Below are 24023 nucleotides of genomic sequence, written 5' to 3'. Positions count from 1 at the left end.
CTTTTCACATCATTAACATCTCTGTAAACTGTTTGTGGTCTGAAAATCATGGTTTAAATGCACCAATGTTAAATAATTAAAATCAATACCTACTTAGCCTGTTAGGGATTATGACTACAAGAGGTCAACATGAGCAACGAAATTAAAGCCCAAGTGGTAGTACTTGGCGCAGGTCCTGCTGGTTACTCGGCTGCATTCCGCTGTGCAGACTTAGGTCTAGAAACTGTTCTTATTGAACGTTACAGCACTCTTGGTGGTGTGTGTCTGAATGTGGGTTGTATCCCATCAAAAGCACTGCTTCACGTATCAAAAGTTATCGAAGAAGCAAAAGCACTTGCGGAGCACGGTATCGTATTTGGTGAGCCTCAAACTGACATCGATAAGATTCGTTTGTGGAAAGAAAAAGTGATTAGCCAATTGACTGGCGGTCTTGGTGGTATGGCTAAGATGCGTAAAGTTACGGTAGTGAATGGCTTCGGTAAGTTTACTGGCCCTAACTCTATCGAAGTTGATGGCGAAGATGGCAAGAAAACAGTGAACTTTGACAATGCAATCATTGCCGCAGGTTCTCGTCCAATTAAACTGCCATTTATTCCTCATGATGATCCTCGTATTTGGGATTCAACGGATGCGCTAGAGTTAAAAGAAGTACCAGAGAAACTGCTTATCATGGGCGGTGGCATCATCGGTCTTGAAATGGCAACGGTTTATCACTCTCTAGGCTCTAAGATTGACGTTGTTGAGATGTTCGATCAATTGATTCCAGCGGCTGATAAAGACATTGTTAAAGTCTACACCAAGCGCATCAAAAACAAATTTAACTTAATGCTTCAGACCAAAGTAACGGCTGTTGAAGCAAAAGAAGACGGCATCTACGTTTCAATGGAAGGCAAGAAAGCGCCAGCAGAAGCTGAACGTTACGATGCCGTTCTTGTTGCTATCGGTCGTGTACCAAATGGTCAGTTGATGGATGCTGAGAAAGCAGGTGTTGAAGTTGATGAGCGTGGTTTCATTAATGTCGATAAGCAAATGCGCACTAACGTTCCTCATATTCATGCGATAGGCGATATTGTTGGTCAACCAATGCTTGCCCATAAAGGTGTGCATGAAGGGCATGTCGCTGCTGAAGTTATTTCAGGTAAGAAGCACTACTTTGATCCTAAAGTTATTCCTTCTATTGCGTACACTGAGCCAGAAGTGGCGTGGGTTGGTAAAACAGAGAAAGAAGCGAAAGAAGAAGGTCTTAACTTCGAAACGGCTTCATTCCCTTGGGCAGCATCAGGTCGTGCAATCGCTTCAGATTGTGCAGATGGTGTGACTAAACTTATCTTCGATAAAGAAACTCACCGTGTCATTGGTGGCGCTATCGTTGGTACTAATGGTGGTGAACTATTGGGCGAGATTGGTCTAGCAATTGAGATGGGTTGTGATGCGGAAGACATCGCGTTAACGATTCACGCTCACCCAACGTTGCATGAATCAGTTGGTTTAGCAGCCGAAGTGTTTGAAGGTACGATTACTGATCTACCAAATGCTAAAGCAGTGAAAAGAAAATAACGCTAAGGCGCTGAATCTCTCAGCGCTTTAAATAATAAAAAACCGCTGATAGATTCAGCGGTTTTTTTATTATGAGCAGTAACTTATATGTTGTCGTGGTTGTAAATACACAACATATCTAGGTAGCTGTTGGTGAGTTGTTCCATCGAAGCCTCACTTTGGAGCCGGTTTGATTGAACAAATAATGAATAGCAGATGCCATGAAATAGATTAGTGAGATGGTCAGGATCGTGATCACTGCACACTTCATCACGATTGATGGCATTGATGAACATATTTTTGACCAACATCTGGTTAGTCCTATTCGATGACACAAACAGAGGCCACACTTCGTCTCTGGTTGAGGCACTCCATTCAAACCATACTTTCAGCCAATGGCAATCTTGGATCACAAGATTCACCATTCCAGCGGTAACGTTACGTAGGTTCTGCTTTGCGTGTAAATCCAAATCGATATGATCAGTTAAAAAGTTTGAAAACTGACGTACGACGTAATTGAGTACATCATCGACGAGATCTTCACGTGTTGGGAAGTAATTGAAGACGGTTGCCACAGAAACTTGCGCGATTTCTGCTATATCAGCATGTCCCCCACGCCCAATTCCGCGCCTTGCAAATACTTCTAATGCAATTTCCATCAGTTGTAATTTACGCTTTTGTGGAGACAGCCTTGTTCGTGGTCTTTTTGCTATAGAATCCATATCGTTTATTCCTTACCAATTGACGTATTATATTTATTAAAATCGTACTTAGAGTCTTTGCTCTAATGTGTTATTTGTTATTTAAATAACACCATGAGTGTAATGGTGCATATGAGGTTGGTCAATGATTTATGCTTATATAATAGTCAATAATGTGGATAGTGATTAGATTCAATGTGCTTAATTTTATAGACCCTCTAATAAATGAGAAAGAATGAAAAATTTAACTCACGCAGAGAGGAGTGGTACTATAGCGGGAAATTTCAGCGTATTAAGTGGACCAAAAGGCTCTGCAATGCTGTCATCACCGATTAATTGAGAGTGCTATGAAACATACAGTTGAACCTATGATTTCTGAATTGGACGTTCAGAAACGAGTAAAAGAGCTAGGCAAGCAAATTACCGAGCATTACCAAGGCAGCGAAAACTTGGTTATGGTTGGTTTACTGCGCGGATCCTTTGTGTTTATGGCTGACCTTGCTCGTGCCATTGATATTACCCACCAGGTCGACTTTATGACAGCGTCTAGCTATGGCAATACGATGGAAAGTAGCCGCGATGTTCGAATCTTGAAAGATCTGGATGATGATATTAAAGGTAAAGATGTACTTCTCGTTGAAGACATCATTGATACCGGAAATACACTCAGCAAAGTGATTGAAATCTTGTCGTTACGCGAGCCAAACTCAATCGAAGTGTGCACCTTGCTCGACAAGCCAGTAAAGCGTGAAATTGAAGTTGATGCTAAATGGATTGGTTTTGCTATCCCGGATGAATTTGTGGTGGGTGTCGGGATCGACTACGCTCAGAAATACCGCCACCTTCCGTATATTGGTAAGGTTGTTCCGCAGGAATAATTGACCAAAAAGAGAAATGCTCACCTAATTTGGTGAGCATTTTTTTGTGATGCACTTTTTGATGAGCATTGTTCATTCATTTGTTTTGTGACCATTGTTGAGTATCTTGGCCATTGCGGCTTGATACGACACCTCAAGCGTTTCTCGGCTATAGCATCTAACGCCTAAATCCAAGAGTTTTCCATCTCCGATGCCGTAAACCACACCGTGAATTTCTACATGCTGCCCTCGTTCCCAAGCGCTTTGCAGTACCGTTGAGTTTCCAAGGTTATACACTTGTTCTGCGACATTAATTTCACACAGCTTATCTGCTCGCGCGGCCTGGGGCATTTCACCTAACCAGTTACGATGCTTTAAGTACAAATCACGAATATGCAGTAGCCAGTTATTAATGAGACCAAGCTGAGGATTGTCGATAGCGGCATTGACACCACCACAGCCATAATGACCACAAACGATAATGTGATTCACTTTTAAAACATCCACAGCGTATTGAACTACGGATAAACAATTTAAATCGGTATGGATAACTTGGTTGGCAACATTTCGGTGAACAAATAACTCGCCGGAATACAATCCGGTTAATCGTTCTGCGGGAACGCGACTGTCTGAGCAGCCTATCCACAAGAAGCCGGGGTTTTGTCCTTCTTCGAGTTTCGTGAAATACTCGGGGCGCTCTGAGGTGATGGAGTCAGACCATTTTGAATTGTTGTCAAAGAGCTGTTTAATTTCTGGCATCTTACTTCCCTTCTATCATTCGCCACACTATACACAATGTTACAATTTCTATCTGTTAAATTAGTGTCATACCGACTCCTCTAATGAGCTAAATCAAGAAATTTCACATGCTTATAAACGCCAACTGCGGAAGGCTAATTAAGATTAATGTTAATAAAGATGAAAATTACTAACTTTATTTGATAAAGTGATGTGAATTGTTTTTGTATCAGCAGGGATCTGAATTTTGTTTGGAAATCGATTTGAAGACATGCGCTTAAAAGGCGACATATTTGGTGGTGTCACCACCGCTATTATTTCACTTCCTTTGGCGTTGGCATTCGGTGTCGCTTCAGGCGCTGGCGCGGAGGCTGGCTTATGGGGAGCGATTTTTGTTGGTTTTTTTGCCGCACTGTTTGGTGGTTCTACGAGTTTAATTTCAGAGCCTACCGGGCCAATGACGGTGATCATGACAGCCGTTTTGACCAGTATGATGGCGAAGTACCCTGAAACCGGAATGGCGATGACCTTTACCGTTGTCATGATGGCAGGGGCATTTCAGATCTTGTTAGGGACATTGAAACTTGGCAAATACATTACCTTGATGCCCTACAGCGTCATCTCGGGCTTTATGTCAGGCATCGGTGTTATTTTAATCATCTTGCAGCTTTCTCCATTGTTGGGGTATGCCGCTCCTTCTGGAGGGGTGATTGGCACTTTAAATGCGCTTCCTGAAACGTTCGCCAATTTAAAGTTCAGTGAACTGTTTTTAGGCCTTGCAACGCTTGCGATTCTGTTCTTTTTTCCAAAAAAATATCGAAAATACGTGCCTGCTCAGCTGGTGGCGCTGATCGCGGTCACTCTAGTTTCTGTTGTTTTGTTTGATGCTGATGACATTCGACGTATTGGTGTTATTCCTGCTGGCTTGCCTTCCCTGGTCATTCCTCATATTAACGCTGACATTTTCATGGAAATGGTGATTGATGCCCTAGTATTAGGAACGCTAGGGTGCATTGATACCTTGCTAACAGCGGTTATCGGCGACTCGTTAACGCGTAAAGATCATGACTCAGACAAAGAGCTTCGAGGTCAAGGGCTAGCGAACATGATTTCAGGCTTGTTTGGCGCATTGCCTGGCGCGGGAGCGACCATGGGGACAGTGACGAACATTCAGGTTGGCGCTCGTTCACCGCTTTCTGGCATTATTCGAGCTCTAGTACTGATGTTGGTCGTGCTGGTGGCTGGTGGATTGACAGAACCTATCCCGATGGCCGTATTAGCGGGTATTGCGGTTTATGTCGGATTTAATATTCTCGACTGGAGTTTCATTCAGCGCGCCCACAAAGTCAGTGTACAGGGCATGGCGATCATGTATGGCGTCATGTTACTCACGGTATTTGTTGATTTGATTGTTGCGGTGGGTTTAGGCGTATTTATCTCCAATATCCTTATTATTGAGCGGTTAAGTCTAGAGCAAGCAAGACAAGTTAAAGCGATCAGTGATGCCGATGAAAATGATGTACCACTGACCGATAGTGAAAGAGGGTTGCTTGACCGTGCGAATGGTAAGGTTCTGTTCTTTTATCTATCAGGACCGATGATCTTCAGCGTATCAAAAGCGATCTCTCGCCAGCACAATAGTATCTCTGATTACGAAGTGATGATTTTGGACCTTACCGACGTCCCAATGATTGATGTCACGGTAGGACTGGCTCTTGAAAACGCGATTAAAGATGCAAAAGATGCCGAATGTGAAGTGTTGCTGCTGTGTCCTAACGAACACACGCGCCGACAACTAGAGAAGTTTCATGTGCTTGATTTGGTGTCTCAAAACAATACCTACTCGTTCAGGTATGAGGCTCTGAAGGCTGCGTTAAAGCATGTGGACGTTGATGGAGCCTCAGTTTCTCCTGTTTAGTAGATAAGTGGTTTGTTTCAGACGATTGGGCTAATTGATTAAAAGGCGCTGCGATATTATTGCAGCGCCTTTGTTTTCTTATGCAGAGTGATAATTTATATTGGGTGGTGGGTTGAAAAACAGCCGCATCGGCGTCATGTGTTAGCCATAAAACCAAAAGAGCAATGTCATATTATGTACGCATTAGAAATAGAACAGTTGCGAAAAACTTATGCTGGTGGGTTTGAGGCCTTAAAAGGCATCAGCTTAAATGTCAAAAAAGGGGATTTTTACGCCTTACTCGGTCCCAATGGTGCAGGTAAATCAACCACCATCGGTGTGGTTTCATCGCTAGTGAATAAAACCTCAGGTAAGGTCAAGGTCTTCGGTTTTGATATCGACAGCGATTTAGAGCTGGCTAAACAAAACCTGGGTTTGGTTCCTCAAGAGTTCAATTTTAATCCGTTTGAAACCGTAGAGCAGATCGTTCTGCAGCAAGCGGGTTATTACGGTGTTCCAAGAGTCCTCGCTAAAGAAAGAGCGAAAAAGTACCTTTCTCAGCTCGATTTATGGGAAAAACGCAGCGAACGTGCACGAAATTTATCGGGTGGTATGAAGCGCCGATTAATGATTGCACGCGCGCTGATGCATGAACCACAGCTACTGATACTCGATGAACCGACTGCGGGTGTTGATATAGAGCTGCGTCGTTCCATGTGGGAGTTCTTAAAAAACATCAACAAAGAGCAGGGCATTACCATTATTTTGACTACGCATTACCTGGAAGAAGCGGAAATGCTGTGTCGTAATATTGGCATCATTAACCGAGGCGAGTTGATAGAAAACACCACGATGAAGGCGTTGTTAAATCAGCTCCAAGTCGAGACGTTTATTCTCGACCTTGAAGGTGTCGATGCGTTAGATCCTTTGAGCGGTGTGAATTCTCAACGATTAGACAATGGCTCGCTTGAGATCGAATTGGATAAGTCTCAGGGATTGAATCATGTCTTTAGTCAGCTAACCGAACAAGGTATCACGGTACTTTCTATGCGGAATAAAGCCAATCGTCTAGAAGAGCTCTTTGTTAATATCGTGAAAGATCAATCGAAAGCGTCATCGCAAAATCAAGCTTCACCTCAATCTCATTCTTCACCTCAAGCTAAGGAGCAATAATCATGTATCAGATTTATTGGACAGCGTTTTGCAGCTTAGTGACCAAAGAAGTGAATCGTTTTACCCGAATTTGGGTGCAAACCCTCGTACCGCCAGCGATAACAATGACGCTGTATTTTATCATTTTTGGTAATCTTATCGGTGCGAGAATTGGTGAAATGAATGGCTTTAGCTACATGGAATACATCGTTCCTGGTCTTATTATGATGTCGGTTATTACCAACTCCTATTCCAATGTTGCCTCGTCATTTTTTAGTGCTAAGTTTCAAAAAAATATTGAAGAGCTATTGGTCGCGCCAGTACCAAACTATGTCATCATCGCGGGGTTCGTGATGGGCGGTGTCACTCGTGGGCTATTAGTGGGTGCGATTGTGACTTTTGTTTCTCTGTTCTTCGTTGATTTACAGGTTGAACATTGGGGAATCATTGTCATGACGGTATTTTTAACGTCGGTGGTTTTCGCTCTTGGCGGCTTGATCAATGCCGTGTTTGCTAAAACCTTTGACGATATTTCGATTATCCCAACCTTTATTTTGACGCCATTAACTTATTTAGGGGGGGTATTCTATTCCATCAGCTTACTACCCGAATTTTGGCAAAGCGTGTCAAAAATAAACCCAATTGTGTATATGGTTAATGCATTTCGATACGGATTCTTAGGGGTGTCAGACGTTGATATCGTGACTTCTTTTGGGGTTTTAATCGCGTTTGTTATTGGGCTTTATGCGGTGGCGCATTACCTGGTGACTCGAGGCATTGGCTTAAGAAGTTAGAATTTACGCTTTTCCATCGGTATATTCTGCTTCTATAAAAAAGGTCGACATAACATGTCGACCTTTTTTGTGAGTGTTTTCAGGCGGTTTATTCTGATTCAGCAGTCTGAGCATCCTGGCTTTGCTTATCTTTGTTCATTGATGTGTTGTCTGCTTTGGTCTCTATGACTAAATCGACAACTTGATTATCGATGAGTCGAGCTTGTCCTAAGAAGGCAGACATCAGAATGACGGCTTGAACCGTGTCATTTGAGATGGTTTGCAGGGTCTGAGCATCACGAATGAAAATCTCATCAGGTTGCAGACCCGCCGCACGCAATTGATCGCTAGCATCTTCAATGAGTGAATCGTAATCGTTACGTCCACCACGAATCGCGCTACTTACCCAGCGCATCGTACGCGCCACGACAGGTGCACGCTGGCGCTCATCAATGGTCAATAGACCGTTACGGGAACTCATCGCCAAGCCATCCATTTCCCTAACCGTTGGGACGCCGATGATTTGCGTGTCTATGGCTAGGTCAGTGGTCATTTGACGAATGACCGCCAACTGTTGGAAGTCTTTTTCGCCAAAACAAGCGAAGTCAGGCTGCACAATATTAAACAGCTTAGTGACAATCGTTGCTACGCCACGGAAATGGCCAGGACGAGATGCACCTTCTAACATGGTTGATAGGGTCGGCACTTCAACAGAAGTTTGTTTGTCTAAGCCTTGTGGATACATCACTTCAGGCGTTGGGGTAAAGACCAGTTCAACACCTTCCGCAGCAAGTTTAGCCACATCGTCTTCGAGTGTTCTTGGGTAGTTAGCCAAATCATCGGCGCGTTCAAATTGCATCGGGTTGACAAAAATACTCACGACCACAATATCAGCATGCTCACGTGCTTTTTTAACCAGTGTGATGTGTCCCTCATGCAGGTTCCCCATTGTAGGGACAAAAGCGACACTCCGACCATCGCGTTTGTATTGCTTTATCTGTTCTCTAACCTGTGCGATTTCAGAAAAAATATTCATAGTAGAACTCCCTAGGCGATAGTATGCGCTTCATCAGGGAAAGCGCCACTTTCCACGTCACGGATATATTTTGCTACCGCTGATCGCATGTCACCGGTTTCAGCAAGGAAGTTTTTCGAGAACCTAGGCATGTAATTGGCTGAAATACCAAACATATCGTGCATCACAAGAATTTGCCCGTCAGTCACATTACCGGCACCAATACCGATAACAGGAACATCAAGAACTTGAGTGATACGCTCAGCAAGACCGGCGGGAACACACTCAAGCAGGACAATTTGAGCACCGGCCTGTTGCAAGGCTAGGGCATCTTTGACCATACGATCGGCATGTTCTTGATCGCGACCTTGAACTTTATAACCACCAAAGATATTCACAGACTGAGGGGTTAGGCCTAAGTGAGCACAAACAGGCACTGCGCGCTCTGTCAGCATCTTAACGGTATCGACTAACCAGTCGCCACCTTCAATTTTGACCATGTTGGCACCGGCTTGCATGAGCTTTGCTGCGCTCTCACAAGCCTGCTCTGGAGTGGCATAGCTCATGAATGGCATGTCAGCCATTAACAAGCTGTTTGGGCTACCAGCGCGAACACAGCGCGTGTGGTAAGCAATATCTTCAACTGTGACGGGTAACGTATCACTTTTACCTTGTAAAACCATGCCCAGAGAATCACCAACCAGCAGTACGGGCATTTCTTGGCTTTCAAATAGCTGGGCAAAACTTGCGTCATATGCGGTAGAGGTTGCGAATTTGCGACCTTCTTGTTTGCATTTAATTAGGTCGTTGATTGTGATTTTTTTCATCAGTTTTCCTTACAAGGCGTTGGCTATGATTGCCAAGTTCTGAGCCCGTTAAGATCCACTTCATTCAGTAGTTCTTGCAGCTCTGTCCCATCTGGGAGGGTTAAATTTGGTGCGATTTCCGCGAGCGGGTAGAGAACAAACTCACGCTCTTTCATTCCATAATGAGGAACGACAAGACGCTCGGAATCGATCACTTCATTGCCATAAAGAATGATGTCTAAATCTAAAGTTCGCGGACCCCAACGATCATCTTTACGGACACGCCCTTGCTCTTGCTCAATCGCTTGTGTGCAATCGAGTAGCTCAAGTGGCGTTAATTGTGTTTCTATTGCAACCATAGCGTTGATATAGTCAGGTTGATCCTGAGGCCCCATAGGGCTGCTGCTATAAAGTTGTGATGCGCTCAGTTGCGATGAATTAGGTAAGTGCTTTAACGCTTCTATGGCGTCGTTAGCTTGGCCTACAGGGTCGGCAAGATTACTGCCGACCGCAATGTACGCGATAACCATTATTCAGGTTTGCTCTTTTTTTTACGATTGTTTTTCCGACGGCGATAAGGCGTTTTAGACCCTGTTTCTTCAAGTTCTGCTGCCATCGTTTGGCGGGTATTGCGATTTGCACTTTGGAAGGTTGTCCACCAAGTCGCGAGTTCTTTGGTTTGCCCACCTTCCACTTCCCCGCGCATTTCTAGGAAATCGTAACCCGCACGGAACTTATTCAATTCCGTTAATCTAAATGCTCGTTTTCCGTTGCGGCGAGGCAGGCGAAGTTGCAACTGCCAAATCTCACGAATCGTTGCAGTGTGGCGTCTTGGTATCGCAATGGTTTTCACCTGAGCATCCAAGATGATATTGCTGGCTTCCATGATCGCATCATAGTGGCCCAGTTTACGCTCGCTCATCAATTGATCTGCCAAAGTATTGAGCGGATACCAAAGCATGGCAGCAAACATAAAGGCTGGGTTGATTCGTTTACCATCTTCAATTCGAAGATCGGTTGAATCAAAGACCAGATCCAACATCTGCTCTGTTGGTGAAGAATAATCCTCAGTAAAGTGCTCGGCAATAACAGGGAACATTTGCTGAAATAGATTGTACTCACGCATCAGGTGATAGGTTTCAAGCCCATTACCAGCTTGCAGTAATTTGAGTGATTCTTCATAAAGGCGAGCAGAAGGGATACCTTGTAGCAAGGGAGCCAGATCTTCGATTGGCGCTGCGGTATCTTCTTCAATATCGAAATCAAGTTTTGCGGCAAAGCGAATCGCACGCAGCATACGCACGGGATCTTCGCGGTAGCGAACTTCAGGATCGCCAATCAGTCGGATCAGCTTATCTTCCAGATCTTCTACACCACCCGCATAGTCATGAATGCTGTAGTCGCTGATGTTGTAATACATCGCGTTGATAGAGAAATCGCGTCGTTCAGCATCTTCATCAATGCTGCCATAGACATTGTCACGCAGCAGCATACCTTCGTCTGACTGAGCTGATACGTTCTTGCTTGGCTCTTGGTGGTGACCTCGAAACGTCGCCACTTCAATAATATCTCGGCCGAACATGATGTGCGCTAATCGGAAACGGCGACCAATCAGACGACAGTTTCTAAACAGATGCTTAATTTGCTCAGGAGTCGCATTTGTCGCGATATCGAAATCTTTTGGTGCAAGATCCAATAGTAAGTCGCGAACGCCACCTCCAACGAGGTAAGCTTCAAAACCAGCGCCATTGAGTCGGTATAGCACCTTTAGAGCGTTGTCACTGATTTGCTTGCGTGAAATATTGTGCTCTTGTCGAGTAAGAACATTCAATGCAAGGTCTGGGAATTGGCTTGGTGTATATTCGTTATTATTCATGTGCTTCTGGCAATATTGGCTTAAACCAAGGTTGCTTTAGTTGGTGATAATTTGCCTGGTAAGGCCTAATTTGGGGCTAATAATAGCCTAAGACGCGCCGTTTGAGAATCTTGCTGTGTTTGCCATGGTCTTTGGCACTCGCTGCAAGGACCAATTTTGGCACCCCCATGTTAATAATTCGTCTATCGTTGCTTGACGAATATGCGCATCAATATCAAACCCCAAAAAGGCCATTGCATCGAGCAACGTTTCTAGTGGTTGTTGATTATTCAACGCTGGTGCATGGTTTTGCTTGGATAACTTATTACCGTGCTGATCGACAACAAGAGGTAAATGTACATAACTGACCTCTGGTCCACCCAAAGCACGATACAGGTTGATTTGTCGACCTGTTGGCTCGATAAGATCCGCACCTCTCACGACTTCGGTCACACCTTGCTGAATATCGTCTAATACAACGGCAAGGTTGTAAGCGTACAATCCATCACGTCGCTTAATAATGAAATCTTCCTCTGCCAGAGCTTGAGGAATATCAATATGACCATAGTTTAAGTCAATAAAGTGATTGATGGCATGAGGCACTTTAAATCGCACTGAGCATGGCTTATCGGGAGTGAGCGCTTTATCTCGACAAGTTCCAAGATAAAAGCCTCCGCATTGCTTAATCTGTTTGCGTGTGCATTGGCAATAATAAGCCTCTTTTGAACTTAACCAATGTTCGATTTGCTGTTGATAATATGGGTGGCGTTGACTTTGATAAACAACGGTATCATCCCAATGAAGATGATAAGCCTCTAAGGTGTTTAAAATGAGATCGGAGGCGCCTGCCATTTCTCTAGGTGGGTCGAGATCTTCCATTCTCACCAGCCATTTGCCATGATGAGATTTTGCTTGAAAATAACTCCCCAGAGCAGCGACCAAAGAGCCAAAATGTAATGGACCCGAAGGGGAAGGTGCAAATCGACCCACATAACTCATCATATTCACCTGATATCAAAACCACAAAAAGGGAGCATAAGCTCCCTTTACAAACAAAGGCTAGTCGTCACAAAGGCTAGGTTTAACCTTGCATCTGTTTTTCTTTAATCTCAGACAGTGTTTTACAGTCGATACAAAGATCAGCCGTTGGGCGCGCTTCTAAGCGGCGTATACCGATTTCCACGCCACAAGATTCGCAAAAACCAAAATCGTCTTCTTCGATCTTGTTGAGTGTTTTCTCGATCTTCTTGATCAAACGACGTTCACGGTCTCGATTACGAAGTTCTAAGCTGAATTCTTCTTCTTGAGATGCACGGTCAACGGGATCTGGGAAGTTGGCTGCTTCGTCTTGCATGTGGTGAACAGTACGATCAACTTCAACTCTCAGTTGGTTGCGCCATGCGGCTAAAATTTTTGTAAAATGAGCGACCTGATCAGGTGACATGTATTCTTCACCCGGCTTTGATTGGTATGGCTCAACCCCTGCAATGGCTAGGATGCCTATCGCTTTTTTCTTTAATTCTGGCATGCAGCATCTCCTACTAACACCTAGTCAACTGTTTGAGCAGTCTATTTTTAGGCGGCTATCTATAGCAAAAAGAAACGGGCGACGCAAATCTTGAATAGCAAACTTTTTATCAATGTGAACATCACATCACTTTCTACTCGTTATTGATAAAATCAACAGCAGAAATGAGTTTGATTCCTGATTCAGAAATCTGAGCTTTGTAGCACAGGACTTCGACACCTTGCTCTATTGCTTGGTTTAGTAAATATGAATAGTTGGCGTCTATATGGAGTGCTGCTGATACTTTTTCAATCCCTGAGTGTAAAACAGTGAATAAAAGTACTGCTCTGCTTCCATTTTTCGCCATTTCCGTGAGCTCTCTCAAATGCTTCTGACCACGTGTGGTCACAGAGTCAGGAAAGTAGCCCTGCCCATCGTTATCTTCATCCAATAAAGTGACGCTTTTTACCTCTATATAGCATTTTGGCTTAGTTTCTGAATTGAGCAAGATATCGATACGACTATTTTCGTTGCCGTACTTCACTTCTGTTTTCAATTCATCGTAACCAGTAAGCTCTTGAATGATGTTATTTTGAATCGCTTCAACCGCCAAATGGTTCGCTTTAGCCGTATTGACACAAATCCAATCACCTCGCTGGGTTTGAGTGAGTTCCCAACTGTTCGGGTACTTGCGTTTTAAGTTATCCGATGTTGAATACCAGACGGTGTTACCCGCATCAGCACAGCCTGTCATGGCACCGGTGTTTGCGCAATGGATCGTGCGTATCGATTCATCTGGCAGTTGAATGTCAGCCAAGAAGCGCTTGTAACGCTTGAGTAAAACCGCTGATTCAAGAGGTGGATTAAAATGCATTTTTACTGTTTTTATGTACAATGGTGCCCTCATTACATCATAAGGCGTCTCCATTGTCTTCACCGATTCCATTACCGATAGAAAGTGTGATCCCGGAATTGCTTTCAGGCCTTCAATCACACAATCAATTGATTCTTAAAGCGGCCCCTGGCGCGGGTAAATCCACGTTTTTCCCACTGCAATTAATCAAAGCAGGGGTGTTTTCGGGCAAAATCATCATGCTTGAACCTCGGCGGCTTGCGGCAAGAAATATTGCAGGCTATCTGGCGCAGCAATTGGGGGAAAAGGTCGGTGAGCGGGTCGGGTATCGTGTACGCGGGGAAACGAAAGTAAGCCGTGAGACTCAGCTGGAAATCGTGACGGAAGGGATCATGACTCGGATGTTGCAATCGGACCCTGAACTTTCTGGTATCGATTTACTTATATTCGATGAATTTCACGAGCGAAGTATTCATGCTGATACAGCATTGGCCTTGAGCCTTGAGGTGCAAGATGCGTTAAGGGATGACCTTCATATTGTGGTGATGTCAGCAACGCTCGATCAAAACGCGTTAACCACTCTGCTTCCTCAGGCGAAATATGTGGAGTCGCATGGGCGAAGTTTTCCTGTTGAATATCGTTATCATGATTTAAAACCCCACGATTACCTAATTCCAACCGTCGTTAAACAGATACAGCATTTAATGGCCACTGAGCAGGGATCTTTGTTGGTTTTTCTTCCAGGCGTATCAGCCATAAAACAAGTGGCTGAAAAACTTAGCGATCTGGCCAGTGATGTGTCTCTTTTTCCGTTGTATGGTCAACTCACTTTCTCCGAGCAGCAAAAGGCAATAGCCCCCTTGAGTGGGAATTTGCGTAAAGTCGTATTGGCGACGAACATTGCAGAAACCTCACTCACTATTGAAGGGATCCGTTTGGTTTTGGATTGTGGCTTAGAGCGCGTTGCTAAGTTTGATCTTAAAACAGGGATCACTAAGTTAGAGCAAGTCAGAATAGCGCAGTCCTCCGCAGAGCAAAGAGCGGGGCGAGCAGGGCGATTAGAGCCTGGAATTTGTGTGCGGCTTTACAGTGAGGGGCACCTCAATCAACAGCCTGCGGTTCCTGTTGCTGAAATTATGCACTCGGATCTCTGTCCATTGGCGATGGAACTTGCACAATGGGGTGCGTATGAAGCCAATGAATTAAAGTGGCTCGATGCACCTCCTGACGTTGCGCTAGCACAAGCTCGGCAGTTGTTAGTATCGCTTGATCTCATGAATGATCAGCGTCAGTTAACGGCGCTGGGAAAACAGGCTCATCAATTTGGTTTGGAGCCAAGAATGGCAAGTATGTTGGTGAAATCCCTACAATGCGATGAGGCGTTATTCCAGACTGCCATAGCCGTTGCCGCCTTAATTGAAGAACCCGAGCGAAACACAGTAGATCTGCAAGACAGCCTTTATCGTTTAAAGCAAGGAAGCCACCAAAAAGCTCGAACCATTTTAAAGCGAGCAGAACAGCTGGCCGCTAAATGTCAGCAGCGCTTTTCTCTACCAAGGGTTGAAGAGCGTTTTGTCGCCATCGCTCTGAGCCTTGCCTTTCCCGATCGTGTTGCTCAAGCGCGTACCATCGGAAGCGGAAAATTCGTTCTTGCGAATGGTCACGGGGCTGAAGTGGATCAGGCGCACAGCTTGTCGGATAGCGAATATCTAGTGGCCATAGATTTAATGCGCAGTCAGCATAATGCGAGTCGAATCTTTTTAGCGGTAGAGCTTGATATCCGTTTATTACAGCAGCAATTCCCTTCGATGTTTGTAACCCAAGAAGTGGTCGAATGGAATGAAAATAAAGGCCGATTGATTGGCGAAGAACAAGTAAAGCTTGTGAATTTGGTGATCACTCGACAATCGCTGACTCAGCTAGATAAACAAAAAATGACCGAAGCATTACTTGGTTATGTAAAACAAAAAGGGCTTTCGGTATTAAATTGGTCGCAATCGGCTAACGATTTATTGGTTCGTATTCGCTGTGGCGCAGCTTGGTTACCGGATCTTTCGTGGCCTGAAATGGATGAAGCGAGCCTATTAAAGGAGCTTGATGTATGGCTGGCACCTTATATGGTTGGAGTGACTTCGTTAAAAGGTTTAAAGGGCATTGATCTGGTGCCGGTGTTATTGGCAAGACTCGGTTGGCCTTTGAGCAAAGAGATCGATCAGTACTTACCCGTTTCTCATCAGCTACCCACTGGAACCAAGAAAAGGATTCGTTATGAAGTGGGGTGTGAGCCGATATTGTCGGTCCGAATGCAAGAGATCTTTGGTGAGCACGATTCCCCAGTTATTGCCAATGGACAAAAGAAAATTGTTTTAGAACTCTTGTCTCCGGCTCAGCGTCCCTTGCAAGTGACTCAAGATTTGGCTTCTTTTTGGGCCGGTTCATACAAAGAAGTACAAAAAGAGATGAAGGGTCGATACCCCAAACACGTGTGGCCAGATGATCCTGCCAACCATGTCGCGACCAGAAAAACAAAACGGCACTTTAATTAATAAAACGGCACTTTCATTAATAACGAAAAAGCAATGTCGTAAAGCAATAATGAAAAAGTAATGATGGACAGTAATGACGGATAAAAAGACCCCGACCAAGAAGTCAACGACCAAAAAGGCCACTTCAAAAAAGAAACCGCCAGCAAAGAAATCAGCTGTGGGCAAAGCGACGCGCAAGAAAAAGGCGGTGAAGCAACGGTCATGGCTAAAGTTGCTGTGGAGCTTTGGTTGGAAAGCGAGCCTAGCAGGGTTGGCTCTGCTGATTTTTGTCGGCGTGTATCTCGATAGCGTTGTAAAACAGAAATTTGAAGGACAGCTATTTAGTTTGCCTACGGTTGTGTACGCAAGGATTATGACCATCACGCCGGGATCGTCAGTATCGGTTAAGCAGTTAAGTAATGAACTGGATGTACTCAATTATCGTAAGGTGAGGCAGCCGCGACACCCTGGGGAATACTCTTCGTCGTCAACCAAATTAGAGATGATTCGTCGTCCATTTGAGTTTTCTGATGGGCCAGAGCCGTCACGCCACGTGATGGTGCATTTTAACGACAGTGGTGTGGATCGCATTCAATCTTTGGAGAAAAGTGGCAATTTAGGTTACCTGCGTATGGACCCTAAGATGTTAGGAATGTTAGAAAAAAACACCGATGAGCAAAGACTCTTTTTGAGACGGGATCAATTTCCAGAGGTGATGGTCGATGCTCTTCTTGTGACCGAAGATCGTAATTTCTATCAACATGATGGCGTCTCTCCTGTCGCGATTGCTCGAGCGATGGTGGTGAATGCTAAAGCCGGGCGGACGGTGCAAGGTGGCAGTACATTAACGCAGCAATTATCTAAAAACCTTTTTTTATCGAGCGACAGAACCTTATGGCGTAAAGTGAGAGAAGCGTATATCGCGCTGATTTTAGATTATCGCTACAGCAAAGATCGCATTTTAGAAGCGTACCTGAACGAGGTGTATCTTGGGCAAAGTGGCGGTGAAGCGATACATGGATTTGGCCTTGCTTCTCGTCTTTACTTTGGTCAACCCATTGATGAATTAAGAATCGATCAACTGGCACTGTTGGTCGGCATGGTCAAAGGTCCGTCGTATTACAACCCTATCCGCCATCCCGAACGAGCAAAAACGCGTCGAGACTTAGTGCTTAGGTTGATGATGCAACAGGATATTTTAACCGCACAGCAATACGATCAGGCGGCCAGTCGACCGTTAGATATTCAAGATAACCCTAGAATTGCGAGTCGTCAGCCAGCGTACTTTCAGCAAGTTAATATTGAGCTTAAAGAAAAAGTGGGCAGTGCCTTTCAGTCTCAAATGGGCTTACGGGTATTTACGTCACTCGATCCTGTGTCTCAGAAAGAGCTGGAAAAAGCGATAGCAACCAAAATTCCCGAACTGGCCAAAAAAGCCGGAAATTCATTGGAAGGTGCGGCCGTCGCGGTTGATCGTCATAGCGGAGAAATTCGAGCCATGGTGGGGGGGAAGCGAACGGGTTACGATGGTTTTAATCGCGCACTGAATGCCAGCCGTCAAATTGGTTCATTGGCTAAGCCTGCTGTGTATCTAACGGCTTTAGAAGCGCCTGAGCAATATAATCTAGCCACAACGCTCCAAGATAAGCCTATTAGCTTAAAAGGCAGTAAAGGCAATGTCTGGTCACCGAGAAACTATGATCGCCAGTTTAGAGGTGAAGTGCCACTGTATGAAGCGCTGTCTAAGTCTCTCAATGTTCCTACGGTTCAATTAGGCATGAAACTCGGTATTCCAGCCGTCATGGACACACTAGAAAAACTGGGTGTCGACCGCTCTGAAATTCGCCCTGTTCCATCGATGTTTTTGGGGTCGTTTACATTGACACCATTTCAAGTAGCGCAAATGTACCAAACCCTGACGAACTCTGGCAAAAAAGCGCAATTATCAGCACTGAGATCGGTGTTAGATCAGGAAGGGAATGTGCTTTATGAGTCGATTCCAAGGGTTCAGCAAAGAGTATCTCAGCAAGCGGCGTGGCTCACTACTTACGCCATGAAGTTGGCCGTTGTTGAAGGCACCGGAAGGTATTTACATGGGCAGTTTTCTTGGGCAGCGTTGGCTGGAAAAACCGGAACCAGTAACGATACTCGCGATAGCTGGTTTGTTGGTGTTGATGGCCGAGAAGTGACGGCGATTTGGTTGGGTCGAGATGACAATCAACCAACAAAACTGACTGGTTCAAGTGGGGCGCTGAGAGTGTACTCGGAGTATTTAACGAACCGTATTCCTGAGCGTCTCGTATTACCCTGGCCCCAAGAAATCAGTACGATTGGTTTTAATAAAACTCAGCAGGGTTCTTTAGAGCTTGAGTGTGATAGTGGCTTTAAATTACCCCTATGGGATCCTAAAGGTATCATCAGGAAAAACTGTGAAAGTAAACCCGCGGGATGGCTGAAAAAGATATTCACATGGTAGCTTAATCGAGTAACATCAACTTCACCGTCTCTGTTTTCAGTTCAAGTTGTCTCAAGTAATTAAAGGATTAGTGTAGTGCGATATGTTGTTCGATTTTCAGTTCTATTCGCGTGTTTCGTCGGGCCGCTTTCATGGGCCGATGAAGCAGCACATATTGATGGTGATAAACAGCATGAACGACCTAAAATCGCACTTGTCTTAGCGGGTGGAGGTGCGAAAGGTGCGGCTCACATTGGTGCATTAAAAGCGCTTGAAGAGCTTAGAATCCCGGTTGATATGATTACGGGCACCAGCATGGGGGCGTATATCGGAGGTTTGTATGCTTCTGGTATGAGTGCGAGTGAAATTGAAAGTTTAATCTATTCAGTTGATTGGAATACGGGCTATCGAGATCGTGTTGATCGAAGCCAAAGACGTATCCGAGATAAAGAATACGAAGACCGTTATCAAATTAATACCGACCTTGGCCTACGTTGGGGGGAGATTCGAGCGCCGAGAGGCGTGGTGCAAGGGCAAAATATGCTGCGTATTTTGCGAGAAACATCGGGTAATTTGCCCAAGCTCGATTCGTTTGATGACCTCGTTATTCCTTACCGCTCGGTGGCAACGGATATTATCGATTTAGAGCCTGTTATCATTAGTGAAGGGTACCTGGTTGATGCGATGATGGCCAGTATGTCTGTGCCAGGTGTTCTTCCTCCTTATGAAATTGACGGTCAGTTGCTGGTGGATGGCGGTGTGACCAATAACATGCCTGTTGATGTAGCCAGAGATCTTGGCGCCGATATTGTGATTGCCATTGATATTAGCAGTGACTATTTAAATGAAGAGGATTTCAGTTCATTTTTAACCGTGGCAGATCAACTTTCTAACTACTTAGTGCGTCGCAGTACTATGTTGCAGCAAGAAACGTTGACCGATAAAGACATCTTCCTTCAGCCTGACGTGGGTAAAATGCAAACGACGGAATTTGATAAAATGCCGGGCGCTTATAAAGAGGGGTATAAAGTGGCGATGGAGAAATCGTCAAGGCTGTCCCACCTAGCCCTATCAAGTAGCGAATATCAAGCCTACATCGAAAAGAAACAAACGGCGCGTAAAAAATTACCGTATGGAGATGAAATTTCTGTCGAGCAGATCGTCATCAACAATAATACCCATTATAGCGAAGCGCTATTACGTTCGCGTCTTGGTTTAGAAGAAGGGAAAGCGTTAAGTACGGAAGAGCTTGAGCAGAGTGTCCAAGACCTTTATGCGTTAGATCGGTTTGAATTGATCACCTATCAATACGAAAAAGATGAACTCGGTAACGATCTATTGGTTATGGATGTCAATTCGAAAAGTTGGGGGCCAAACTACGTTAACTTTCGCTTCTTCTTAGAAGATGATTTCACCACCGATAGCCAGTATTCATTGGGGGTATCGAGCAACTTTACTGATCTTAACTCAGAGGGTGCAGAACTTTTGCTCAACCTTGAAATGGGCACTGATAAACTGATAGGCGCTGAGCTGTATTCGCCGTTTATGTCTAGCCAGAAAATCTTTACAACGTTAGGGGGGAGTTACAGCAACGACAAGCGTAATATGCCAAGTAATGGAATTCATGATCCGACGTTAAGCGCATCCGAAAATTACCTGCCAGTGACTTATCGGGAATGGACAGGAGAGCTGGCTATCGGGTATCAAGAAGCCTTGTGGCGAGAGTTTAAGTTAGGCTTACGCTACATACAAGGCTATGCCGAATTATCAACCTTGCCGTCATGCGGTGATTTTAACTTTACCCGGCAAGGTGTTTTTACGGGTTATCGCTATGATACGTTAGATGATTTTAGTCTACCTCGCTCTGGTATCTATGCGGATATTGAGTATTGGGTCTCTCAAGATGAAGTAAGAGGGCAGGAGCGGTGTTTTGCTAGTTCTGCTAACCACGCAGAAGATACTGTTGACGACATTCGTGCAAAATTCATAGGGGCTTATACCTATGATCGTCATACTTTAGTCGCGAATATGGATCTGGGGTTAACCAAGAGTCAGAGTATGGTGTTGCCTGTCGATCCGAAAGAAATTGGAGGCTTTCTCAAGCTGTCTGGCATCCCAAGAGACAGTTTGATTGGGCAAAATATCGCTTTCACCAGTTTAGTCTATCGATACCGTTGGTTTGATAATGATTTTGGTTTGTTTAGCTCCCCATTTTATGTGGGTAGCTCCATTGAGTATGGTGGGGTATGGTCTGATCCTAATATTAAGATTCAAGATGCGCCTTTGTATCAAGCGGCTTCTGTCTTTGTTGGCGTTGACTCCCCCATTGGACCTATTATGTTTGGTTATGGGTTCACAGAAGAACAATTCAATTCCGTATATTTAATTATTGGAACCACATTTAAGTAGCAAATATGCGAAGTTAATTTCTTAAAATCGTCCAACTTTAGTCTTAACTTGCTATGTTGGTCAAAATGATAAGATTTTAATTTTAAGTTAAATTTGCTATTCTACCGCCCACAGTTTGGCCTCTCTGGCGCTGCTTGTTTATCTTCTACATCATCATTATGTACATAGATAAACAGCTGAATTGGCAATGGAGAGCCAAGTTTCCAAGGATGTTCACTCCATCATCGATCTAAATAGATAAGTGATAATAAATGGAGGAACCGCAATGAGAGGAAAAAAGTCGTGCTTGAAGCCTACCGTAAACACGTCGCAGAGCGTGCTGCCGAAGGAGTTGTTCCTAGACCACTAAATGCTGAGCAGGTTGCTGGCCTAGTTGAACTTCTTAAAAATCCGCCCCAAGGTGAAGAAGAGTTCATTCTTGACCTATTAGAAAACAGAATTCCCCCAGGTGTTGATGAAGCGGCTTATGTAAAAGCTGGCTTTCTAACTGCTGTAACAAAAGGCGAAGTTGAGTCACCTGTTGTAAGCCGAGCAAAAGCGGCTGAGCTCCTTGGTACGATGCAAGGTGGCTATAACATCGAATCGTTAGTCTCCCTTCTCGACGATGCAGAACTGGCTCCTATTGCGGTGAAAGCACTGTCTCATACTCTATTGATGTTCGACGCGTTCTACGATGTAGAAGAAAAAGCGCAAGCAGGTAATACGTCTGCGCAGCAAGTGCTTCAATCTTGGGCTGATGCTGAGTGGTTCACATCAAAAGAAAAAGTAGCGGAAAAAATCACCGTTAAAGTCTTTAAAGTGACCGGTGAAACCAATACCGATGACTTGTCTCCAGCGCCTGATGCTTGGTCTCGTCCTGACATTCCAGTGCACGCAAAAGCGATGCTGAAGATGGAACGTGATGGCATCACTCCTGACGTACAGGGCAGTGTTGGTCCAATCAAGCAAATCGAAGAACTTCAGAAAGATGGTATTCCACTGGCTTACGTTGGTGATGTTGTTGGTACGGGTTCGTCTCGTAAATCTGCAACCAACTCAGTGCTTTGGTTTATGGGTGATGACATCCCTTACGTACCAAACAAGCGCACTGGTGGTGTTTGTCTAGGCGGTAAGATCGCACCTATCTTCTACAATACAATGGAAGATTCTGGTGCACTGCCGATTGAACTCAACGTACAAGACATGAACATGGGGGATGTCATTGATATCTTCCCTTATGAAGGTGTTGTTCGTAAAGGTGATGCAGAAATCTCAAGCTTTAAGCTAAGTGATGTATTGCTTGATGAAGTCCGTGCTGGTGGTCGTATTCCACTGATTATCGGTCGTGGTCTAACGAGCCGTGCTCGTACTTCTCTTGGTCTAGAAGAGACAGATCTGTTTGCTAAACCGATTGATCCTTCTGCTTCTAATAAAGGTTACACGTTAGCTCAGAAGATGGTTGGTAAAGCGTGTGGGGTTGAAGGCGTGCGTGCAGGCCAATACTGCGAACCTAAGATGACAACGGTCGGATCTCAAGATACAACCGGCCCAATGACGCGTGATGAGCTAAAAGATCTGGCTTGCCTTGGTTTCTCTGCAGACCTTGTTATGCAGTCTTTCTGTCATACCTCTGCATACCCTAAACCGGTCGATGTTAACACTCACCACACTCTGCCTGATTTCATCATGAACCGTGCTGGCGTATCGTTACGTCCGGGTGATGGTGTTATTCACTCGTGGCTAAACCGTATGCTTCTACCTGATACCGTCGGTACGGGTGGTGACTCACATACGCGTTTCCCTCTTGGTATTTCATTCCCAGCAGGTTCTGGTCTTGTTGCTTTCGCGGCAGCAACGGGTGTTATGCCACTTGATATGCCTGAATCAATTTTGGTTCGCTTTAAAGGTGAAATGCAACCTGGTATCACACTGCGTGACCTAGTACATGCCATTCCACTTTATGGCATCAAGCAAGGTCTATTGACGGTAGAAAAAGCAGGTAAAATCAACGAATTCTCTGGTCGCGTACTAGAAATTGAAGGCGTTGAGCACTTATCTGTTGAGCAAGCGTTTGAACTGTCAGATGCATCAGCAGAGCGTTCTGCGGCAGGTTGTACGGTTAAGCTTTCTCAGGAATCTATCGAAGAGTACTTAAACTCGAACATCACGATGCTTAAGTGGATGATCGCGGAAGGTTACGGTGATGTGCGAACTATTGAGCGTCGTATTAAGGCGATGCAAGAGTGGTTGGCTAACCCTGAATTGCTGTCTGCGGATTCTGATGCTGAATATGCGCATGTTATTGAGATTGACCTGGCTGATATTGACCAGCCTATCTTGTGTGCACCGAACGATCCTGATGATGCTCGTCTGCTGTCGGATGTTCAAGGCACAGAAATCCAAGAAGTGTTTATCGGTTCTTGTATGACGAACATTGGTCACTTCCGAGCGGCGGGTAAGATGCTAGAAGAGTTTAATGGCTCTTTGAATACCCGTTTATGGGTTGCACCACCAACGAAGATGGACAAAGATCAACTGACTGAAGAAGGCTACTATGGCATCTTCGGCCGAGCTGGGGTTCGTATTGAAACTCCGGGTTGTTCACTGTGTATGGGTAACCAGGCACGTGTTGCAGACAAGTCTACAGTGATGTCGACCTCAACGCGTAACTTCCCTAACCGTTTAGGTAATGGCGCTAATGTTTACCTTGCTTCGGCAGAGCTTTCAGCGGTTGGTGCGATTCTTGGTCGTATCCCAACAAAAGAAGAGTACCTAGAGTTCGCTCAGAAGATCGATGCCACAGCGGCAGACACTTATCGCTACTTGAACTTCCATAAAATGGGTCAGTACACTGAAAAAGCAGACACGGTTATTTTCCAAGAGCCTGCTTAATGCTCATGGATAAGCGTTGATTAATTAACGCTTATTTACTCATGATATATTCAAAGCACTTGCGAATTTCGTA

At 44.7% G+C, this 24023-nt stretch carries 18 protein-coding genes; 9 read left to right on the top strand and 9 right to left on the bottom strand.

The features are described 5' to 3' along the window. The first annotated feature begins 129 nt into the window (after window positions 1-129). A complete protein-coding gene (gene lpdA / locus QF117_RS18455) occupies window positions 130-1557 on the top strand; it encodes a dihydrolipoyl dehydrogenase (protein WP_017036666.1) in 1428 nt (475 codons plus the stop codon). An 83-nt stretch (window positions 1558-1640) separates the two neighbouring features. On the opposite strand, the gene QF117_RS18450 is transcribed toward lpdA, so the two are convergent. Then, window positions 1641-2258, bottom strand: a complete 618-nt coding sequence (locus tag QF117_RS18450; protein ID WP_282387495.1) for a LuxR/HapR/OpaR family quorum-sensing transcriptional regulator — start codon at window positions 2256-2258, stop codon at window positions 1641-1643. Between the two features lie 326 nt (window positions 2259-2584). Here QF117_RS18450 and hpt point away from each other — a divergent pair, with 326 nt between their 5' ends. Then, a complete protein-coding gene (gene hpt / locus QF117_RS18445) occupies window positions 2585-3115 on the top strand; it encodes a hypoxanthine phosphoribosyltransferase (RefSeq protein ID WP_348984834.1) in 531 nt (176 codons plus the stop codon). Between the two features lie 72 nt (window positions 3116-3187). On the opposite strand, the gene can is transcribed toward hpt, so the two are convergent. Then, window positions 3188-3853 carry a carbonate dehydratase gene (gene can / locus QF117_RS18440; RefSeq protein WP_282387494.1) on the bottom strand — a complete coding sequence of 222 codons (666 nt, stop codon included), beginning with the start codon at window positions 3851-3853 and terminating at the stop codon, window positions 3188-3190. A gap of 226 nt (window positions 3854-4079) precedes the next feature. Here can and QF117_RS18435 point away from each other — a divergent pair, with 226 nt between their 5' ends. The 3 genes from QF117_RS18435 (at window position 4080) to QF117_RS18425 (ending at window position 7675) form a co-directional block, all read left to right on the top strand. Continuing rightward, window positions 4080-5750 (top strand): SulP family inorganic anion transporter, encoded by a 1671-nt coding sequence (locus QF117_RS18435; RefSeq protein WP_282387492.1) that lies wholly within the window; start codon window positions 4080-4082, stop codon window positions 5748-5750. A 174-nt stretch (window positions 5751-5924) separates the two neighbouring features. Next, window positions 5925-6902: an ABC transporter ATP-binding protein gene (locus QF117_RS18430; protein ID WP_282387490.1), complete on the top strand. Its 978-nt coding sequence runs from the start codon at window positions 5925-5927 to the stop codon at window positions 6900-6902. Between the two features lie 2 nt (window positions 6903-6904). Further along, the gene (locus tag QF117_RS18425; RefSeq protein ID WP_017036672.1) at window positions 6905-7675 is read left to right on the top strand and encodes an ABC transporter permease; all 771 of its coding nucleotides are present in this window, start codon (window positions 6905-6907) and stop codon (window positions 7673-7675) included. Between the two features lie 88 nt (window positions 7676-7763). On the opposite strand, the gene panC is transcribed toward QF117_RS18425, so the two are convergent. The 7 genes from panC to sfsA all read right to left on the bottom strand — a co-directional run bounded on the left by panC (window position 7764) and on the right by sfsA (window position 13711). After that, window positions 7764-8690, bottom strand: a complete 927-nt coding sequence (gene panC, locus QF117_RS18420) for a pantoate--beta-alanine ligase (RefSeq protein WP_282387488.1) — start codon at window positions 8688-8690, stop codon at window positions 7764-7766. Window positions 8691-8701: 11 nt separating this feature from the next. After that, complete coding sequence (panB, locus tag QF117_RS18415) at window positions 8702-9496, bottom strand: 3-methyl-2-oxobutanoate hydroxymethyltransferase (protein WP_017036674.1); 795 nt, start codon at window positions 9494-9496, stop codon at window positions 8702-8704. Window positions 9497-9519: 23 nt separating this feature from the next. Then, on the bottom strand, window positions 9520-10005 hold the full coding sequence (folK, locus tag QF117_RS18410; RefSeq protein WP_282387484.1) for a 2-amino-4-hydroxy-6-hydroxymethyldihydropteridine diphosphokinase: 486 nt from the start codon (window positions 10003-10005) through the stop codon (window positions 9520-9522). Beyond that, on the bottom strand, window positions 10005-11351 hold the full coding sequence (pcnB, locus tag QF117_RS18405) for a polynucleotide adenylyltransferase PcnB (protein ID WP_282387482.1): 1347 nt from the start codon (window positions 11349-11351) through the stop codon (window positions 10005-10007). The genes folK and pcnB overlap by 1 nt, the downstream gene beginning before the upstream one ends. An 87-nt stretch (window positions 11352-11438) precedes the next feature. Next, a complete protein-coding gene (gluQRS, locus tag QF117_RS18400) occupies window positions 11439-12329 on the bottom strand; it encodes a tRNA glutamyl-Q(34) synthetase GluQRS (protein WP_282389522.1) in 891 nt (296 codons plus the stop codon). Between the two features lie 82 nt (window positions 12330-12411). Beyond that, window positions 12412-12858 carry an RNA polymerase-binding protein DksA gene (dksA, locus tag QF117_RS18395; RefSeq protein ID WP_282387481.1) on the bottom strand — a complete coding sequence of 149 codons (447 nt, stop codon included), beginning with the start codon at window positions 12856-12858 and terminating at the stop codon, window positions 12412-12414. Between the two features lie 133 nt (window positions 12859-12991). Further along, the gene (gene sfsA / locus QF117_RS18390; RefSeq protein WP_282389521.1) at window positions 12992-13711 is read right to left on the bottom strand and encodes a DNA/RNA nuclease SfsA; all 720 of its coding nucleotides are present in this window, start codon (window positions 13709-13711) and stop codon (window positions 12992-12994) included. A gap of 20 nt (window positions 13712-13731) precedes the next feature. Here sfsA and hrpB point away from each other — a divergent pair, with 20 nt between their 5' ends. The 4 genes from hrpB to acnB all read left to right on the top strand — a co-directional run bounded on the left by hrpB (window position 13732) and on the right by acnB (window position 23950). Then, on the top strand, window positions 13732-16236 hold the full coding sequence (gene hrpB / locus QF117_RS18385; RefSeq protein WP_282387478.1) for an ATP-dependent helicase HrpB: 2505 nt from the start codon (window positions 13732-13734) through the stop codon (window positions 16234-16236). A 73-nt stretch (window positions 16237-16309) separates the two neighbouring features. Then, the gene (gene mrcB, locus QF117_RS18380; protein ID WP_282387477.1) at window positions 16310-18691 is read left to right on the top strand and encodes a penicillin-binding protein 1B; all 2382 of its coding nucleotides are present in this window, start codon (window positions 16310-16312) and stop codon (window positions 18689-18691) included. A 153-nt stretch (window positions 18692-18844) separates the two neighbouring features. Continuing rightward, window positions 18845-21079, top strand: a complete 2235-nt coding sequence (locus QF117_RS18375; RefSeq protein ID WP_282389520.1) for a patatin-like phospholipase family protein — start codon at window positions 18845-18847, stop codon at window positions 21077-21079. Window positions 21080-21361: 282 nt separating this feature from the next. Continuing rightward, on the top strand, window positions 21362-23950 hold the full coding sequence (acnB, locus tag QF117_RS18370; RefSeq protein ID WP_282387474.1) for a bifunctional aconitate hydratase 2/2-methylisocitrate dehydratase: 2589 nt from the start codon (window positions 21362-21364) through the stop codon (window positions 23948-23950). Window positions 23951-24023 lie beyond the last annotated feature (73 nt).

The sequence above is a fragment of the Vibrio sp. YMD68 genome (assembly GCF_029958905.1).
GTDB lineage: Bacteria > Pseudomonadota > Gammaproteobacteria > Enterobacterales > Vibrionaceae > Vibrio.
The sequence above is the reverse complement of the archived record's forward strand: the minus strand, read 5'-3'. Positions and strand labels throughout refer to the sequence as shown.

Bases quoted from the DNA above. Each gene is read 5' to 3' on its own strand.
- hrpB (WP_282387478.1), top strand. From the start codon at position 13,732: ATGGTGCCCTCATTACATCATAAGGCGTCTCCATTGTCTTCACCGATT.
- can (WP_282387494.1), bottom strand. From the start codon at position 3,853: ATGCCAGAAATTAAACAGCTCTTTGACAACAATTCAAAATGGTCTGAC.
- QF117_RS18430 (WP_282387490.1), top strand. From the start codon at position 5,925: ATGTACGCATTAGAAATAGAACAGTTGCGAAAAACTTATGCTGGTGGG.
- hpt (WP_348984834.1), top strand. From the start codon at position 2,585: ATGAAACATACAGTTGAACCTATGATTTCTGAATTGGACGTTCAGAAA.
- QF117_RS18425 (WP_017036672.1), top strand. From the start codon at position 6,905: ATGTATCAGATTTATTGGACAGCGTTTTGCAGCTTAGTGACCAAAGAA.
- lpdA (WP_017036666.1), top strand. From the start codon at position 130: ATGAGCAACGAAATTAAAGCCCAAGTGGTAGTACTTGGCGCAGGTCCT.
- sfsA (WP_282389521.1), bottom strand. From the start codon at position 13,711: ATGCATTTTAATCCACCTCTTGAATCAGCGGTTTTACTCAAGCGTTAC.
- pcnB (WP_282387482.1), bottom strand. From the start codon at position 11,351: ATGAATAATAACGAATATACACCAAGCCAATTCCCAGACCTTGCATTG.
- dksA (WP_282387481.1), bottom strand. From the start codon at position 12,858: ATGCCAGAATTAAAGAAAAAAGCGATAGGCATCCTAGCCATTGCAGGG.
- panB (WP_017036674.1), bottom strand. From the start codon at position 9,496: ATGAAAAAAATCACAATCAACGACCTAATTAAATGCAAACAAGAAGGT.
- panC (WP_282387488.1), bottom strand. From the start codon at position 8,690: ATGAATATTTTTTCTGAAATCGCACAGGTTAGAGAACAGATAAAGCAA.
- mrcB (WP_282387477.1), top strand. From the start codon at position 16,310: ATGACGGATAAAAAGACCCCGACCAAGAAGTCAACGACCAAAAAGGCC.
- folK (WP_282387484.1), bottom strand. From the start codon at position 10,005: ATGGTTATCGCGTACATTGCGGTCGGCAGTAATCTTGCCGACCCTGTA.
- gluQRS (WP_282389522.1), bottom strand. From the start codon at position 12,329: ATGAGTTATGTGGGTCGATTTGCACCTTCCCCTTCGGGTCCATTACAT.
- QF117_RS18450 (WP_282387495.1), bottom strand. From the start codon at position 2,258: ATGGATTCTATAGCAAAAAGACCACGAACAAGGCTGTCTCCACAAAAG.